A 15,389-nucleotide genomic window follows, 5' to 3' on the forward strand; every position below is an offset into this window, starting at 1 on the left:
GGACTCAAGCGACGGCTACGACGTCGAGAATCCGCTGGACCACCCGGTCCTGATCGATGCCAGCGGCTTCGGCTTCAAAGGAAAGAATGATGCGATGGCGCAACACGTCGAACAGCACGGCTTGAATGTCTTCCGGGCTGACAAAGTCGCGCCCGGCCAGCCAGGCGTGGGCACGGGCGCAACGGTCGAGGGCGATGGAGCCGCGAGGACTGGCGCCGTAGGCGATCCACTCGGCCATTTCCGGGTCGAATTTGGCCGGGGTGCGCGTGGCCATGACCAGTTGCACCAGGTATTCCTCCACGGCGTCGGCCATGTACAAGCCGAGGATTTCCTTGCGTGCGGCGAAAATGGCTTGTTGGCTGACCCGGCGCTCGGGCTTGGTTTCGCCATTCAGCGCTTCACCACGGGCCTGTTGCAGGATGCGGCGTTCGACGGCAGCGTCAGGGAAGCCGATTTTTACGTGCATCAAAAAGCGGTCGAGCTGGGCTTCGGGCAGCGGATAGGTGCCTTCCTGCTCGATGGGGTTTTGCGTGGCCATCACCAGAAACAGCGGCGACAACTCATAAGTGCTGCGCCCGACACTGACCTGGCGCTCGGCCATGGCTTCGAGCAGCGCTGACTGAACCTTCGCCGGGGCGCGGTTGATTTCGTCTGCCAGCACCAGATTGTGGAAGATCGGACCTTGCTGGAACACGAAACTGCCGGTTTCCGGACGATAGATTTCCGTGCCGGTGATGTCGGCAGGCAGCAGGTCGGGGGTGAACTGGATGCGATGGAACTGGGCTTCGATGCCTTCGGCGAGTTCTTTGATGGCCTTGGTCTTGGCCAGGCCAGGAGCGCCCTCGACCAGCATGTGGCCGTCGGCAAGCAGGGCGATGAGCAAGCGCTCGATGAGTTTTTCCTGGCCGAGAATCTGCGTTGAAAGAAAGGTTCGCAGCGCTAGTAGCGCTTCACGATGTTCCATCGATGACTGTTCCTGCAAAAGGGTGGCCAAGGGCGTGCGTAATACGCCAGGGCTGGGGGCGTTACTTTAATCCATCGCGGGGGGCGGCGACTAACGGCATTTTGTGCAAAGTGCGGGAAAGGGTTGGGGTAATTGCTGGTTTTTTGTAGCGGGGGAGTGATTGGGCAGCTGTGCCGGCCTCATCGCGAGCAGGCTCACTCCTACATTGACGGTGTACGACGATCAATTGTAGGAGTGAGCCTGCTCGCGATGAGGACACATCAAACACCTCAAATCTGGCTGATGAAGGTGCCAGTCCCATCGAGAATGTTTTTCAGGGTCTCTGCAACTTCATCCATATCCACCATGTCCGGGTTGAAAGTGATCTCCAGCACATCATCCCCATTCAGCGCATCGGCATCCGCTGCAGCAATTTCAATCTTCAACAGGGTAGGGCTCAACGTGACCTTCACGCCATCCAGCGTCGAAGGCTCGCCATCCAGCGTGATCTCCAGCTCGTCTTCGTCCGGATAGCGGCTCATCAGGAACATTTCGCCCTTTTCGCTATGGCAGCAGAGCATGGCCATGTTGTCTTCCTCGTCGTCGCACGGGTTGACGATCAAGAGGGCGGTGGTCATTTGCATGGGAATGGTCCTGATTCTAGGCGGGTTGGAGGCAGGTAAAGCGCAATTTTGCCACTGCGGGCGATTTTATACTGGATTGTGTTGGGTAATTCACTGCCGGAGGGGATACCTAGCAGTTCTGCCAGTAGCTGCCTTTTGGATGTACTTCGATAATCAAGACTTCTGGTTCTTGCCTGATTGGAGTAGCTCATGCTCGCTAAACCGAAAACAATGCTCGCGCGTTATCAATACGATGCACTGGATCGACTAGCCGTTCACGGGCAGCCGGACAGGCTTGCGTCTCAACGCTTTTACTGTGAAAACCGTTTGATGACCGAGGTACAAGGAGGGGAGTGGCACTCGATTGTCCAGCATGGCGATCAGCTCTTGGCGCAACAAAAGCAAGATAGCGGAAGTATCGAGAGCACGTTGCTGGCCACGGATCTGCAACGTTCGGTGCTAACCGCGCTGAGTGCGAATAACCCACGTGCCAGCGCTTATTCTCCGTATGGTCATCGCCCCGGCAAAGATGGGTTGTATAGCTTGCTGGGTTTTAATGGTCAACGATCGGACCCGGTGACGGGGCACTATTTGTTGGGCAATGGCTATCGGGCGTTTAATCCGGGGCTGATGCGATTTAATAGTCCGGATAGTTTGAGTCCGTTTGCGAAGGGTGGTTTGAATGCGTATGCATATTGTTTGGGCGACCCAGTTAACAGAGAGGATTCGACGGGGCATGCTCCGGGTTTTTCTGCTGTTCCAAGTTTTCTGCTCCTTAGAATGAAGTCTGTTGTCAAGGATGGCGTTAGTTATAAGCCTCAAAGGAATGTAACAAGGATATCCAAGGGGATTTTTACGTCTGAAGATTTTACGAGAAAGGGCTCTAGAATAACCTTTCATGCGCATGGCTATTCAAGTGGGATAGGCGCAGCTGATAATCAGGTTATAGGCCCGGAGAGGTTGATTGAGGTTGCAAAAGAAAGCGGCGTTGATGCTCGGAGATTTGATTCAGTTCGGCTATTGATATGTAGTTCAGCTGATAGGGGGTTAGATGGGCAGTCGATAGGGGCGCGATTGTCGGCAATTTTAAGTCGTCCGGTAAAAGCCTATGAGGGCGAAGTTTTTGGAAAGGACATATTTCAGGATTTTGATAGTTTGAAGGTGGGTGAAAGATTTGAAGGTGGGTATAGTCTCGGAATTACAAAGAAACCTAATTCATTCAATAACCAATCTAAGAACAACTTCAATTATCGCCCGGTCACTTTTGGCTCGCCTGAGGTGCGCAATGTGGGCACAAATTTCAGAAGGCTCTAGCCCTCAAAGCGCGCTTTCCGGGCCTGAGCGATCCCCTGAACATAATACCTTGCACGGTCATTTCTGGTACGTCGGTACCGCAAGTCGGGCATAAAGCGCCCAAATTTCCCATGCGGCTGCTAGTGTTATCCGATGCGCCGCCGCCACGCTGCGTACCGTTGACCGAATATGTCGCAGCACCGCAAGCACGGGCCTTGCCGCACTCGTTAAGCTGCGCAACGGATGAGCACCCGTAAAGACATTGCGCTGCACGCAGCCCAGTCGTTTTTGCAGATGCCCATTCACGGAAGGTGAATGTGACCCGAGTGTCTCGTCCAGCTTCACCCACCTGTCACCCTGTTTCCTCTGCCCGAGAATCAGGAACCGGGTGACGGGCAGCTTTGAAACATAGCCCCGAAAGGGGTGTTTCGCGCGACACTACCATCAATAACAAGCCCAAGCGGAGTACCACAGATGGCGTTCTTCACCGCAGCCAGCAAAGCCGACTTCCAGCACCAACTGCAAGCGGCACTGGCGCAGCACATCAGTGAACAGGCACTGCCACAAGTGGCGCTGTTCGCTGAACAATTCTTCGGCATCATTTCCCTGGATGAACTGACCCAACGTCGGTTGTCCGACCTCGCTGGCTGTACCCTTTCTGCGTGGCGCCTGCTTGAGCGCTTCGATCACGCGCAACCGCAAGTGCGCGTCTACAACCCCGATTACGAACGCCACGGCTGGCAGTCGACCCACACCGCGGTCGAAGTCCTGCACCACGATCTGCCATTTCTGGTGGACTCGGTGCGCACCGAGCTGAACCGTCGCGGCTACAGCATCCACACCCTGCAAACCACCGTGCTGAGCGTGCGTCGCGGCAGCAAGGGCGAGTTGCTGGAAATCCTGCCGAAAGGCACCCAGGGCGACGACGTGCTGCAAGAGTCGTTGATGTACCTGGAAATCGACCGTTGCGCCAACACCGCTGAACTGAACGTACTGACCAAAGAGCTGGAGCAAGTGCTCGCCGAAGTACGCGTCGCGGTTGGCGATTTCGAACCGATGAAAGCCAAGGTCCAGGAGATCCTGACCAACCTGGACAACAGCCGCTTCGCCGTCGATGCCGACGAGAAGAACGAAATCAAGAGCTTCCTGGAATGGCTGGTGGGCAACCACTTCACCTTCCTCGGCTACGAAGAGTTCGTGGTCAGCGATGAAGCCGATGGCGGCCACATCGCCTATGACAAGGATTCCTTCCTTGGCCTGACCAAACTGCTGCGCGCCGGCCTGACTTACGATGACCTGCGCATCGAAGACTACGCCGTGAACTACCTGCGCGAACCGACCCTGCTGTCGTTCGCCAAGGCCGCACACCCAAGCCGTGTACACCGTCCGGCTTACCCGGATTACGTGTCGATCCGTGAAATCGATGCCGACGGCAAGGTCATCAAGGAATGCCGTTTCATGGGCCTGTACACCTCGTCGGTGTATGGCGAGAGCGTGCGGGTTATCCCGTACATCCGCCGCAAGGTCGCGGAAATCGAGCGCCGTTCCGGCTTCCAGGCCAAGGCTCACCTGGGCAAGGAACTGGCGCAGGTACTCGAAGTGCTGCCGCGCGACGATCTGTTCCAGACTCCGGTGGATGAGCTGTTCAGCACCGTGATGTCGATCGTGCAGATCCAGGAACGCAACAAGATCCGCGTGTTCCTGCGCAAAGACCCGTACGGCCGTTTCTGCTACTGCCTGGCCTACGTGCCGCGTGACATCTACTCCACTGAAGTGCGCCAGAAGATCCAGCAAGTGCTGATGGATCGCCTGAAGGCCTCGGACTGCGAGTTCTGGACCTTCTTCTCCGAGTCCGTCCTGGCTCGCGTGCAGTTGATCCTGCGTGTAGACCCGAAAAACCGCCTCGACATCGACCCGCAGCAGCTGGAAAAAGAAGTGGTGCAGGCTTGCCGCAGCTGGCAGGACGACTACTCGGCCCTGACCGTCGAAAGCTTCGGCGAAGCCAACGGCACCAACGTGCTGGCCGACTTCCCGAAAGGCTTCCCGGCCGGTTACCGCGAGCGTTTCGCAGCGCATTCGGCCGTGGTCGACATGCAGCACCTGCTGAGCCTCAACGAAAAAAATCCGCTGGTGATGAGCTTCTACCAGCCGCTGGGCCAGGTGTCCGGTCAGCGCGAGCTGCATTGCAAGCTGTACCACGCCGATACTCCGCTGGCACTGTCCGACGTGCTGCCGATCCTGGAAAACCTCGGCCTGCGCGTGCTGGGTGAATTCCCGTATCGCCTGCGTCACACCAATGGCCGCGAGTTCTGGATTCACGATTTCGCGTTCACGGCTGCTGAAGGCCTGGACCTGGACATCCAGCAACTCAACGACACCCTGCAGGACGCGTTCGTCCATATCGTTCGTGGCGATGCCGAGAACGATGCGTTCAACCGTCTCGTATTGACCGCCGGCCTGCCTTGGCGTGACGTTGCGCTGCTGCGTGCCTACGCCCGCTACCTGAAGCAGATCCGTCTGGGCTTCGACCTGGGTTACATCGCCAGCACCCTGAACAACCACACCGACATCGCTCGCGAGCTGACCCGGTTGTTCAAGACCCGTTTCTACCTGGCGCGCAAGCTGAGCAGCGACGACCTTGAGCAGCGTCTGGAACACGCGATCCTGACCGCTCTGGACGACGTTCAGGTGCTCAACGAAGACCGCATCCTGCGTCGCTACCTTGATCTGATCAAAGCGACCCTGCGGACCAACTTCTACCAGACCGACGCCAACGGCCAGAACAAGTCGTACTTCAGCTTCAAGTTCAACCCGCACTTGATCCCAGAACTGCCGAAACCTGTGCCGAAGTTCGAAATCTTCGTGTACTCGCCACGCGTTGAAGGCGTGCATCTGCGCTTCGGCAACGTTGCTCGTGGCGGCCTGCGCTGGTCCGACCGTGAAGAAGACTTCCGTACTGAAGTCCTGGGCCTGGTAAAAGCCCAGCAAGTGAAGAACTCGGTCATCGTGCCGGTGGGCGCGAAGGGCGGCTTCCTGCCGCGTCGCCTGCCACTGGGCGGCAGCCGTGACGAGATCGCGGCCGAGGGCATCGCCTGCTACCGCATCTTCATTTCGGGCCTGTTGGACATCACCGACAACCTGAAGGACGGCGCCCTGGTGCCACCGACCAACGTCGTGCGTCATGACGACGATGACCCGTACCTGGTGGTGGCGGCGGACAAGGGCACTGCGACCTTCTCCGACATCGCCAACGGCATCGCCATCGACTACGGGTTCTGGCTGGGTGACGCGTTTGCATCCGGTGGTTCGGCCGGTTACGACCACAAGAAAATGGGCATCACCGCCAAGGGCGCGTGGGTCGGCGTACAACGCCACTTCCGCGAGCGCGGCATCAATGTCCAGGAAGACAGCATCACCGTAGTGGGCGTCGGCGATATGGCCGGTGACGTGTTTGGTAACGGCTTGCTGATGTCCGACAAGCTGCAACTGGTTGCTGCGTTCAACCACCTGCACATCTTCATCGACCCGAATCCGAACCCGGCGACCAGCTTCGTCGAGCGTCAGCGCATGTTCGACCTGCCACGTTCGGCGTGGTCGGATTACGACACCAGCATCATGTCCGAAGGCGGCGGTATCTTCTCGCGCAGCGCGAAGAGCATCGCGATTTCCCCGCAGATGCAGGAACGCTTCGACATCAAGGCCGACAAGCTGACCCCGACCGAACTGCTCAACGCCTTGCTCAAGGCGCCGGTGGATCTGTTGTGGAACGGCGGTATCGGTACTTACGTCAAGGCCAGCAGCGAAAGCCACGCCGATGTCGGCGACAAGGCCAATGATGCACTGCGCGTGAACGGCAACGAACTGCGCTGCAAAGTCGTGGGCGAGGGCGGTAACCTCGGCATGACCCAACTGGGTCGTGTGGAGTTCGGCCTCAATGGCGGCGGGTCCAACACCGACTTCATCGACAACGCCGGTGGTGTGGACTGCTCCGACCACGAAGTGAACATCAAGATCCTGCTGAACGAAGTGGTTCAGGCCGGTGACATGACCGACAAGCAACGCAACCAGTTGCTGGCGAGCATGACCGACGAAGTCGGCAACCTGGTGCTGGGCAACAACTACAAGCAGACTCAGGCCCTGTCCCTGGCAGCCCGTCGCGCCTTGCCGCGGATTGCCGAATACAAGCGCCTGATGAACGATCTGGAAGGTCGCGGCAAGCTGGATCGCGCCATTGAGTTCCTGCCTGCCGAAGATGCGCTCAACGAGCGCATCGCTGAAGGCCATGGCCTGACCCGTGCCGAGCTGTCGGTGCTGATCTCCTACAGCAAGATCGACCTCAAGGAGCAGCTGCTGGGCTCCCTGGTTCCGGATGACGACTACCTGACCCGCGACATGGAAACCGCTTTCCCGCCGACCCTGGTGAGCAAGTTCTCCGAAGCCATGCGCCGTCACCGTCTGAAGCGCGAAATCGTCAGCACCCAGATCGCCAACGACCTGGTCAACCACATGGGCATCACCTTCGTTCAACGACTCAAAGAGTCGACCGGCATGAGCCCGGCGAACGTGGCCGGTGCTTATGTGATCGTGCGCGACATTTTCCATCTCCCGCACTGGTTCCGTCAGATTGAAGCCCTGGACTACCAGGTTTCCGCCGACGTGCAACTGGAGCTGATGGACGAGCTGATGCGTCTGGGCCGTCGCGCCACGCGCTGGTTCCTGCGTGCCCGTCGCAACGAGCAGAACGCTGCCCGTGACGTCGCGCACTTCGGTCCGCACCTGAAAGAGTTGGGCCTGAAGCTCGACGAGTTGCTCAGTGGCGAGATCCGCGAAACCTGGCAGACCCGTTATCAGGCGTACGTCGAAGCCGGTGTGCCGGAGTTGCTGGCGCGCATGGTGGCTGGTACTTCGCACCTGTACACGCTGCTGCCGATCATCGAGGCTTCCGACGTGACTGGCCAGGATCCGGCCGAGGTAGCCAAGGCTTACTTCGCCGTGGGCAGTGCCCTGGACATCACTTGGTACATGCAACAGATCAGCGCTCTGCCGGTTGAAAACAACTGGCAGGCCCTGGCCCGTGAAGCGTTCCGTGATGATGTGGACTGGCAGCAACGTGCGATCACCATCTCGGTCCTGCAACAGGGCGACGGCACCCAGGACGTGGAAACACGTTTGGCGCTGTGGATCGCGCAGCACGGCAGCATGATTGAACGCTGGCGTGCCATGCTGGTGGAAATCCGTGCCGCCAGCGGCACTGACTACGCTATGTATGCAGTGGCCAACCGTGAGCTGCTGGACCTGGCGTTGAGCGGTCAAGCGATAGTGCCTGCCGCTGTCGCCGTCGAGCTGGAACCGGCTGCCTGATCAGGCGTTGAATGAAAAAGCCCCGCATTGAGAGATGCGGGGTTTTTTTGTCTGTGGGATTTGTGGTGTTTGTGCTGGCCCCATCGCGGGCAAGCCTTGCTCCTACAGAAGAATGATTGGATCTGTAGGAGCAAGGCTTGCCCGCGATGGGGCCATTGATCTCAATACAACTTCTGACCCGTTGTAGTATCAATCATCGATACATTACTTGTCGGACTAGTCAGTAAATTGCTGAGCGATTGGTCAAACTTCTGCAGGGCCCTTACTTGCACATTCTGTTGTTCGTTAATGTCGGCAACAATCTCTTCGCTACGTTTGAAGTCTGCCCATACCGGGCTGAGCGCTTTGGCGTCATAACCTTGGGCAGTGGCGATGTAGTTCAAGTTGCTGTCATAAAATTCCGCGCTGACTCTGGATTCAACGTCCGAACTGCGTGAGGTGATCAACTGGCTGCGGCTGTCGATAATGGCGACGACATCCGGTTTCGCCGCTTTCAGGCTTTGCATGTCCGGGTACACCGTGACCGTACCGAACTGCCGTTGCAGCGAAGCCTTGACCCAGTCCACCGCGAGGTCGGGTTTCGAGGTGGCGACGTAGGCGTCGTGGATGTCCTGCACCAGCAGGCTCTGGCCGAAACCGGTGCCGGCATTGGCCTGGTAATCCTGCAGATAAGCGCGGTTGGCCTGGGTGTTTTGGCTGTACACCACGCCCAGGGAAACATTGCTGCCGTTGGAAATGCGGGTCGCGTTGCTGCGGCCTACCGGTTCGGTGAAGATTCCGTCCAGCGAGGAAACCGCCGAAGGCGCCGTGGGCACCGAGCAGCCAGCCATGAGAGCAGCCAACGATAACGTACTGACAAGTGCAAGTTTCATTGTGTTTCTCCAGTGAAACAACATCAGTAGGGAAGTTGAAGTTGCCGGAAGTGGCCGGCAGTGAGTTTCAGACTAAACCGTGAAGAACGAAATGAAATAGCCAATATCCTTCGTTATCAGGTGGCCAATAGTTTTGTTTGGCTTAAAGAAGTCTGGTTAATTGCCCGGAGAAATAAAAACGCCCGAAACATCGATTCGGGCGTTTTTATTTATGGCTGTCGATTCAGCGATCAGTTTTTCAAGGGGATCAACACTTTCTCATCCGGCGACAACACCATGAATACCAGCAACTTGGCCGGCTCGGTGGCGCTGGCGTTTTTTGACACCAGATGTTCGGAACCGGCCGCTTCGTACCAGTATTCGCCCGTCTTGTAGGTCACTTCTTTTTCGCCTTTGACCTGGGAAGTAATGGATCCCGAGAGGACGTATGCCATGGCCGTGCCGTCGTGTTTGTGGGCAATGGATGATTGGCCGGGCTTGTAGTCGACCTCGATCATCAGCGCCTTTTTCCCCGGTACGTTTTTCAGCATCTGGTCTTGCAATACCGTGACTTTTTCCGAAGGGTCACCGGCTTCATGGGCGAATGCCGAGGCGGAAAGGGTCAAGGACAGAGCAACAAAGGAAGTGGCACAGAAGCGCAAAACGTTCATGGTTCATCACCTGCGGTGGGTTAGTGGTGTAGAACCAATCTAGTGCGCGGCGAGTGGCAATCAAACAGCCAATATTCGGGAAGGTCAGGTGACCAATGTCCACTGTGTAAAACAAAAGATCGCAGCCTGCGGCAGCTCCTACAGAGAAATGCATAATCCCGTGTAGGAGCTGCCGCAGGCTGCGATCTTTTGATCTTGTCTTTTAACGGATCGGAAAGCTGTTGAAGTCGACGGCATTCGCCAGTTGGCAGTCGATCAGGTCGATGAAGCCTTGCACCTGAGGACTGTTGAAATGCGACTGCATCGCCGATTCCGATTGCCAGTGGGCGCTGACGGTCCAGCGATTACTGTCCTCAGGGCAGCGGTCGACCATATAGGAGTCACAGCCCGGTAGTTCGCGCAGGGTGTCGACAATCTTTTGCAGTTGCTTACCCAGTTCTTCCGAGCGGCCGGCGACGGCCTGCACCTTTACGGTATTGATCACTTTGTAGGACATTGCTAACACTCCTGAATCAGGCCGGACGAATCCTGCTCATTGAGAGATAACGCCTTTGCAGGATAGGCCTGCACCCCCGGACCACCAATAGCCAATCGCCGGATAAAGACGCAGTCCAATTACGCAAGCTGTTGCAAAATATCTCTCAAACGGTCTAGCGCGGTGTCGATGTCCAGGGTTTCGATGGCACCAAACCCCAGGAAAAACCCGGCTTGCGGCGGTTGCTGGTAGAAAAAGCTGTCGATCGCGTAGAGCCCGACTTCGACCTTTTTAGCCAGTTCGATCACCAGCGCAACGTCAATCGGTACTTTGCACAACACCACCATGTGGAAACCGGCGGTGGTCGGCACCGCCTCAAGCCATGGCGAGAGATCGCCGGCCATGCGTGCCAGGATCCGGTCACGCCGGCCCGCATAGATCGTATGGCAGCGGCGAATGTGCTTGAGCAGGCAACCTTCAGCGATGAATTTGGCCAGCGCCCACTGGGGCAGGGTAGAGGTGTGCAGGTCGGTGAGCTGCTTGGCACGCATCACCGCTTCAAGGATCGCCGGCGGCAGGATCGCGTAACCCAGGCGCAACTCCGGCAGCAGGGTTTTCGAGAAAGTCCCGACGTAGGCAACGATGCCGCGCTCATCCATGCTTTGCAGCGAGTCTGTCGGGCGGCCTTCGTAGCGGAATTCGCTGTCGTAGTCGTCTTCGATGATGATCGCGCCCAGTTCATGGGCCTTGGCCAGCAGAGCCACCCGGCGTGCCCGGCTCATCGGCATGCCAAGCGGGAACTGGTGCGAAGGCGTGACGTAGATCAGCCGTGTGCCGAGGGGAATCTTGTCCACCTGGATACCTTCGGCATCCACCGGTACGCCAATCACCGTGGCGCCGTGGGTGCCAAACAATAGGCGCGCTGGCGGATAACCGGGATCTTCCATGGCGACGATGCTGCCGGGTCGGGTCAGCACGCGGGAGATCAGGTCCAGCGCCTGCTGGGCGCCGTTGCACACCACCACGTCTTCATCCTGGCAATTGACCCCACGGGAAAACGCGATATGCCGTGCAATGGCATTGCGCAGCGCCGGCAGGCCTTCGGGCAAGCTGTAGAAGCCTTTGGATGCAGCGATCTGGCGCAAGGCATGGGACGTACAGCGACGCCAGTCATCCTGGGGAAACTGGCCCTTGCTGGTGGCGCCGCCAATGAAGTCATAACGCAGCGAGCCTTCCAGCGTCGGATGGCGCAAAAACACCGGCAGGTTGCGCCAGGACTCGATCACCTCGAAACCGGCCAACTCCGAATGGCTTTGTTTGCGTTCGACTTTCGACGCGCGGGCATTGACGTAAGTGCCCTTGCCGATCACCCCGGTAAGGTAATTTTCGTAAGTCAGCTGCGCGTAGGTATCGGAAATGGTCTTGCGCGAAATGCCCAGTTGCTCGGCGAGCAAGCGGCTCGGTGGAAGCTGCGTCCCTGCTGCCAGACGACCTGATTCGATGGCGCTGCGCAGTTGGTTGTACACCTGGCCCGCCAGATCCTTGCGGCCGTTAATGACAACATGTAGTTCCATACCGGCGTAGCTCCGATGCAATTGGGGCGCGTGTGCGTCGCGCCAGATTACCCGCAACCAGTCGTTGTCAGAAGTTGAGTAGCAGAAAAACCGTCAATTGGTCTGCTCTCGGGTGGTACAGGGTTTTTTCGCAGAATTGGATCTGTATCACGGGCGTATCAATGGTTACCTTGAACGACACATCACCGCTGCATGAGGTCATTCCATGAACCCCCGACTGGATTACTACAGCGCTTCGCCCAAAGCGATGAAAGCGATGATTGCCATGGAAGCGCTGACCAGCAGCTTAAGCATCGAGGCACCGCTGCTGCATTTGATCAAGATCCGCGCCTCGCAGCTCAACGGCTGTGCGTTCTGCACCGACATGCACTCAGTGGACGCCCGCCGCCTCGGCGAGACTGACCGACGCCTGTACTCCATCGTGGTCTGGCGCGACAGCAACTTCTTCAATCCCCGCGAGCGCGCGGCCCTGGCCTGGACTGAAGCGGTGACGCTGCTGTCGCAAAATAGTGTGCCGGACGATGTCTATGAGCAGGCGCGGGTGCAGTTCAACGAAGCCGAACTGGTGGACCTGACCATTGCGGTCACTACCATCAATAGCTGGAACCGCTTGGCGGTGAGTTTTCGGCAAACGCCGAGCACCTGAAGCCTCTGTAGGAGCTGCCGAAGGCTGCGATCTTTTGATCTGGCTTTTATCAAATCAAAAGATCGCAGCCTCGTTTCACTCGCCAGCTCCTACAGGAACCTTCAGGGCGCCGGAGCGGGGCGCTGCGGTTTCACCGAGTTGCCGAAGGCATTGCCCATGCGCGTGCTGGTGGCTGCCGGAGTCGCCAAACCCACCTGGTTTGGCGGGCGTTTGTTGACCGGCACATTCATCGCTTCCAGATTCTTTTGCGCGGCAGCGGCCCCCTCGGGGTTATTGCCCATCAGCTGGCTCAGGCAGTCGTAGTCCGGCGCCTTGTACCCGGCAACCGACACCTCTACGCAACCCGACGGCTCCACTGCGTGCGCCAGTGATAAAGCGCTCATCAGCAATACGCCCGATGCGATCCTCGATGCTGTGTTCATTCAAGACCTCCTGTCCAGCCCGAACGGGCCATGGATGGGCTTGAGTCTAATCCATAGCGATTTGATATCTCGTGATGGTTTTTTTGCACGGCCCGTCACATCAGGTTCATATACAGCCATCACGATGACGGTTTTCAGGGACAGGTCAGCCGTGCAGCGAGGCAGAGTCAGGGACGCGCGCCAGATTTTGTTGACTCCTGTTCGTCAGGGTTACCTGGCGTTGCTGCTTTGGCTGATCACATCGGTGGTCAACGCCGGGCCGCTCGATACGGCTGCGCCTCAAATACTGGATATTCCCGCACAGGAACTGGCCGGCGCACTTGAGCAGTTCAGTCGTTCAACCGGCATGGCCGTATTGGTGGATCGCCAACTGACCCGTGGCAGACGCTCACTCGCCGTCAAGGGCAGCATGAGCGCCAGCGATGCCCTGAGCCTGATGCTCAGCGGCAGCGGGCTGATGGCCCGATATGCCAGGGCGGATGCCTTTACCTTGCAGAAAGCAACGGTTGCGCCGGTGCCAGCCGTTTCGGGGCCGACGGCACAGGGTTCAACGCTTGCCGGCAGTAGTTATGCAACATCGATTCAAGCGGCGATCGAACACAGCCTGTGCCGCTCGCCATTGGTCCGGCCTGGCAGTTTTCGCGCCTTGCTCCAGTTGTGGATCGGCCGCGACGGTGTGGTTCAGCACAGCCGGCTGGTCAGTTCCACGGGAGATGTGCAGCGCGATGCCGCGCTGGTGGAAAGTTTACGAAACCTGGACATCGAACGGCCGGCGCCAAGCTCTCTGAGCCAGCCAGTCACGCTGCTTTTGCTACCGGAGTCGTCAGGAAAACGCATGGAATGCCCACAGTGGAAAGGAGTTTCCGGGGGATGAAAGACACCGGGGAAAAATCGATGGTCAGGCTGTTCCTGACATCCTATGACGACTTCAAGGTGCGTCTGCGTCGACGTCTTGGGTCTGAGGATCTGGCCAATGATGTATTGCATGAAACCTACCTGCGGGTCGACCGCATGGAAGACGTGCCGGACATCGCCCAGCCCAATGCCTATCTGTATCGCATGGCGCTGAACATCGCCGCCGACCGTCGTCAGTCGGACGCCCGCTTGTTGACAGGGAGTGAAGTGGAAGAGCTGTTGCAGGTATCCGATGAGGCGCTCGATCCAGCCCGTGTAGTAGGCGGGCAGAAAGAAATCCAGTTGTTGCTAAAAGCTCTGTACGAATTGCCCGCGCGTCGCCGCAAAATCTTTATCGCCGCACGCCTGGAAGAGGCGCCGCACCTGGAAATCTCACAACGGTTCGGCATTTCGACACGGATGGTCGAGAAGGAAATCAAAGCCGCTTTGGGCCATTGCGCAGGACGGCTGGAAAGAAAAGTCATTCAGCGGTTCGGTCCCGGCGCGGGAAAACCGTCTTGATAGTAGAGTCCCGAATAATCCGTGAGTACCCCCGCGCTTTGAACATCTTTCGAATTTCGCCACCTGACGCCGAGCCTCAGGACCGGCTCACTCGCGAAGCCCAGGGTTGGTTGGTCCTGTTGACCTCCGGCCGGGCGACCGTTGCCGATGCCCGTGCCTTGCGCGAGTGGTGTGCGCAAAGCCCTGAACATGCCCAGGCGTTTGAGCAGGCCAAGGTGTTGTGGCAGCACTTGCGCCCGGCGGTCGAACAAATGCAGGCACCGCGGCATCTGGGGCGGCGGGCGTTTCTTGGTGGAGCCATCGCGGCGTCCGCGGCGTTCTTCCTCATTCGCGGGACGGTGCCGGGTGGATTTTCGGGATTGGGCGCGGACTACATCACCGAAGTCGGGGAGCAGCGTCGGTTTGATCTGGCCGATGGTGTGAGCCTGGAACTCAATACACAGACGCGTATCAATCGCCAGCAAAGCGCCGATGGCAGTCAGGCCCTCGAATTGCTCAGCGGTGAAGTCGAAGTCCTGGCACACGCCGATACGCCCCTCAAAGTACAGGCTGGAGGCGGTTGGCTGAGCGCCAGTCAAGCCCGGTTCAATCTGCGCAATCTCAATCAGAGTGTATGTGTCACTTGCCTGGAAGGGGCGCTGCAAGTGGACGCGCTGGGCCACAGCATTCGCCTGGAATCCGGCCAGCAACTGACCTATGACGTCCGTCAGGTCGGCACGCCGCAAACAACCGATACGTCGACGGTCATTGCCTGGCGTCAGCAAGTATTGGTGTTCAACGACGCCACGCTGGCGTCGGTGATCGATGAGATCAATCGTTACCGTCCGGGCATGCTGCTGCTACTCAATAGTGAGCTGGGCAAGCGCAAGGTACAGGCGCGGTTCAACCTGGATCAATTGGCTGGGGTGGCGTTGTTGATTCGCGATGCGTATGGGGTCAAGTGCACTGAGTTGCCGGGTGGGGTGGTGGTGCTCAGCTAATGCCTGGCTTTGGAAGTGAGTTGAATGTTCTGACGCTATCGCGAGCAGGCTCGCTCCTACAGTTGAAATGCGTTCCCTCGGGGGAGCGAGCCTGCTAGCGATGAACGATGACGCGGTGACTTTGGATGGCAGCC

The 15,389-nt window shown here is 58.2% G+C and carries 13 protein-coding genes; 6 read left to right on the plus strand and 7 right to left on the minus strand.

Annotation, left to right across the window (positions count from 1 at the left end; all coding sequences use genetic code 11):
* Nucleotides 1–4: 4 nt before the first annotated feature.
* Together ACM110_RS04615 and ACM110_RS04620 are read right to left on the minus strand one after the other, a co-directional pair.
* Nucleotides 5–964 carry an AAA family ATPase gene (locus ACM110_RS04615; protein ID WP_003218556.1) on the minus strand — a complete coding sequence of 320 codons (960 nt, stop codon included), beginning with the start codon at nt 962–964 and terminating at the stop codon, nt 5–7.
* Between the two features lie 269 nt (nt 965–1,233).
* Nucleotides 1,234–1,587: a hypothetical protein gene (locus ACM110_RS04620; protein ID WP_416126791.1), complete on the minus strand. Its 354-nt coding sequence runs from the start codon at nt 1,585–1,587 to the stop codon at nt 1,234–1,236.
* 189 nt (nt 1,588–1,776) lie between these two features.
* Between ACM110_RS04620 and ACM110_RS04625 the strand changes: the two genes are divergently transcribed.
* Together ACM110_RS04625 and ACM110_RS04630 are read left to right on the plus strand one after the other, a co-directional pair.
* Nucleotides 1,777–2,880, plus strand: coding sequence for an RHS repeat-associated core domain-containing protein (locus ACM110_RS04625; protein ID WP_416126792.1), 1,104 nt, complete (start codon nt 1,777–1,779; stop codon nt 2,878–2,880).
* 453 nt (nt 2,881–3,333) lie between these two features.
* Nucleotides 3,334–8,220: an NAD-glutamate dehydrogenase gene (locus tag ACM110_RS04630; protein ID WP_416126793.1), complete on the plus strand. Its 4,887-nt coding sequence runs from the start codon at nt 3,334–3,336 to the stop codon at nt 8,218–8,220.
* Nucleotides 8,221–8,381: 161 nt separating this feature from the next.
* Here the strand turns inward: ACM110_RS04630 and ACM110_RS04635 are convergent, their stop codons facing one another.
* From ACM110_RS04635 to ACM110_RS04650, 4 genes are all read right to left on the minus strand, one after another.
* Nucleotides 8,382–9,092, minus strand: a complete 711-nt coding sequence (locus ACM110_RS04635) for an ATPase (RefSeq protein ID WP_416126794.1) — start codon at nt 9,090–9,092, stop codon at nt 8,382–8,384.
* A gap of 230 nt (nt 9,093–9,322) precedes the next feature.
* Nucleotides 9,323–9,742: a cupin domain-containing protein gene (locus tag ACM110_RS04640; RefSeq protein ID WP_416126795.1), complete on the minus strand. Its 420-nt coding sequence runs from the start codon at nt 9,740–9,742 to the stop codon at nt 9,323–9,325.
* 202 nt (nt 9,743–9,944) lie between these two features.
* Nucleotides 9,945–10,238, minus strand: a complete 294-nt coding sequence (locus tag ACM110_RS04645; RefSeq protein ID WP_150734329.1) for an antibiotic biosynthesis monooxygenase family protein — start codon at nt 10,236–10,238, stop codon at nt 9,945–9,947.
* A gap of 119 nt (nt 10,239–10,357) precedes the next feature.
* Complete coding sequence (locus ACM110_RS04650; protein ID WP_416126796.1) at nt 10,358–11,791, minus strand: PLP-dependent aminotransferase family protein; 1,434 nt, start codon at nt 11,789–11,791, stop codon at nt 10,358–10,360.
* 205 nt (nt 11,792–11,996) lie between these two features.
* Here ACM110_RS04650 and ACM110_RS04655 point away from each other — a divergent pair, with 205 nt between their 5' ends.
* Nucleotides 11,997–12,437, plus strand: coding sequence for a carboxymuconolactone decarboxylase family protein (locus ACM110_RS04655; RefSeq protein ID WP_416126797.1), 441 nt, complete (start codon nt 11,997–11,999; stop codon nt 12,435–12,437).
* A 101-nt stretch (nt 12,438–12,538) separates the two neighbouring features.
* Here the strand turns inward: ACM110_RS04655 and ACM110_RS04660 are convergent, their stop codons facing one another.
* On the minus strand, nt 12,539–12,859 hold the full coding sequence (locus ACM110_RS04660; RefSeq protein ID WP_416126798.1) for a hypothetical protein: 321 nt from the start codon (nt 12,857–12,859) through the stop codon (nt 12,539–12,541).
* Between the two features lie 190 nt (nt 12,860–13,049).
* On the opposite strand from ACM110_RS04660, the gene ACM110_RS04665 reads away from it, so the two are divergent.
* From ACM110_RS04665 to ACM110_RS04675, 3 genes are read left to right on the plus strand one after another with little or no spacing between them, the layout of a single operon-like run.
* Nucleotides 13,050–13,733, plus strand: a complete 684-nt coding sequence (locus ACM110_RS04665; protein ID WP_416127032.1) for an STN domain-containing protein — start codon at nt 13,050–13,052, stop codon at nt 13,731–13,733.
* Nucleotides 13,730–14,275: an RNA polymerase sigma factor gene (locus ACM110_RS04670; protein WP_416126799.1), complete on the plus strand. Its 546-nt coding sequence runs from the start codon at nt 13,730–13,732 to the stop codon at nt 14,273–14,275. The genes ACM110_RS04665 and ACM110_RS04670 overlap by 4 nt, the downstream gene beginning before the upstream one ends.
* Before the next feature lie 38 nt (nt 14,276–14,313).
* Nucleotides 14,314–15,255: a FecR family protein gene (locus ACM110_RS04675; RefSeq protein ID WP_416126800.1), complete on the plus strand. Its 942-nt coding sequence runs from the start codon at nt 14,314–14,316 to the stop codon at nt 15,253–15,255.
* Nucleotides 15,256–15,389: the final 134 nt, after the last annotated feature.

This window comes from Pseudomonas sp. NFX98 (genome assembly GCF_047784845.1).
Taxonomy (GTDB): domain Bacteria; phylum Pseudomonadota; class Gammaproteobacteria; order Pseudomonadales; family Pseudomonadaceae; genus Aquipseudomonas.

Coding starts and splice junctions, on each gene's coding strand:
- ACM110_RS04615 (WP_003218556.1), bottom strand. CDS start 964: ATGGAACATCGTGAAGCGCTACTAGCGCTGCGAACCTTTCTTTCAACG.
- ACM110_RS04620 (WP_416126791.1), bottom strand. CDS start 1,587: ATGCAAATGACCACCGCCCTCTTGATCGTCAACCCGTGCGACGACGAG.
- ACM110_RS04625 (WP_416126792.1), top strand. CDS start 1,777: ATGCTCGCTAAACCGAAAACAATGCTCGCGCGTTATCAATACGATGCA.
- ACM110_RS04630 (WP_416126793.1), top strand. CDS start 3,334: ATGGCGTTCTTCACCGCAGCCAGCAAAGCCGACTTCCAGCACCAACTG.
- ACM110_RS04635 (WP_416126794.1), bottom strand. CDS start 9,092: ATGAAACTTGCACTTGTCAGTACGTTATCGTTGGCTGCTCTCATGGCT.
- ACM110_RS04640 (WP_416126795.1), bottom strand. CDS start 9,742: ATGAACGTTTTGCGCTTCTGTGCCACTTCCTTTGTTGCTCTGTCCTTG.
- ACM110_RS04645 (WP_150734329.1), bottom strand. CDS start 10,238: ATGTCCTACAAAGTGATCAATACCGTAAAGGTGCAGGCCGTCGCCGGC.
- ACM110_RS04650 (WP_416126796.1), bottom strand. CDS start 11,791: ATGGAACTACATGTTGTCATTAACGGCCGCAAGGATCTGGCGGGCCAG.
- ACM110_RS04655 (WP_416126797.1), top strand. CDS start 11,997: ATGAACCCCCGACTGGATTACTACAGCGCTTCGCCCAAAGCGATGAAA.
- ACM110_RS04660 (WP_416126798.1), bottom strand. CDS start 12,859: ATGAACACAGCATCGAGGATCGCATCGGGCGTATTGCTGATGAGCGCT.
- ACM110_RS04670 (WP_416126799.1), top strand. CDS start 13,730: ATGAAAGACACCGGGGAAAAATCGATGGTCAGGCTGTTCCTGACATCC.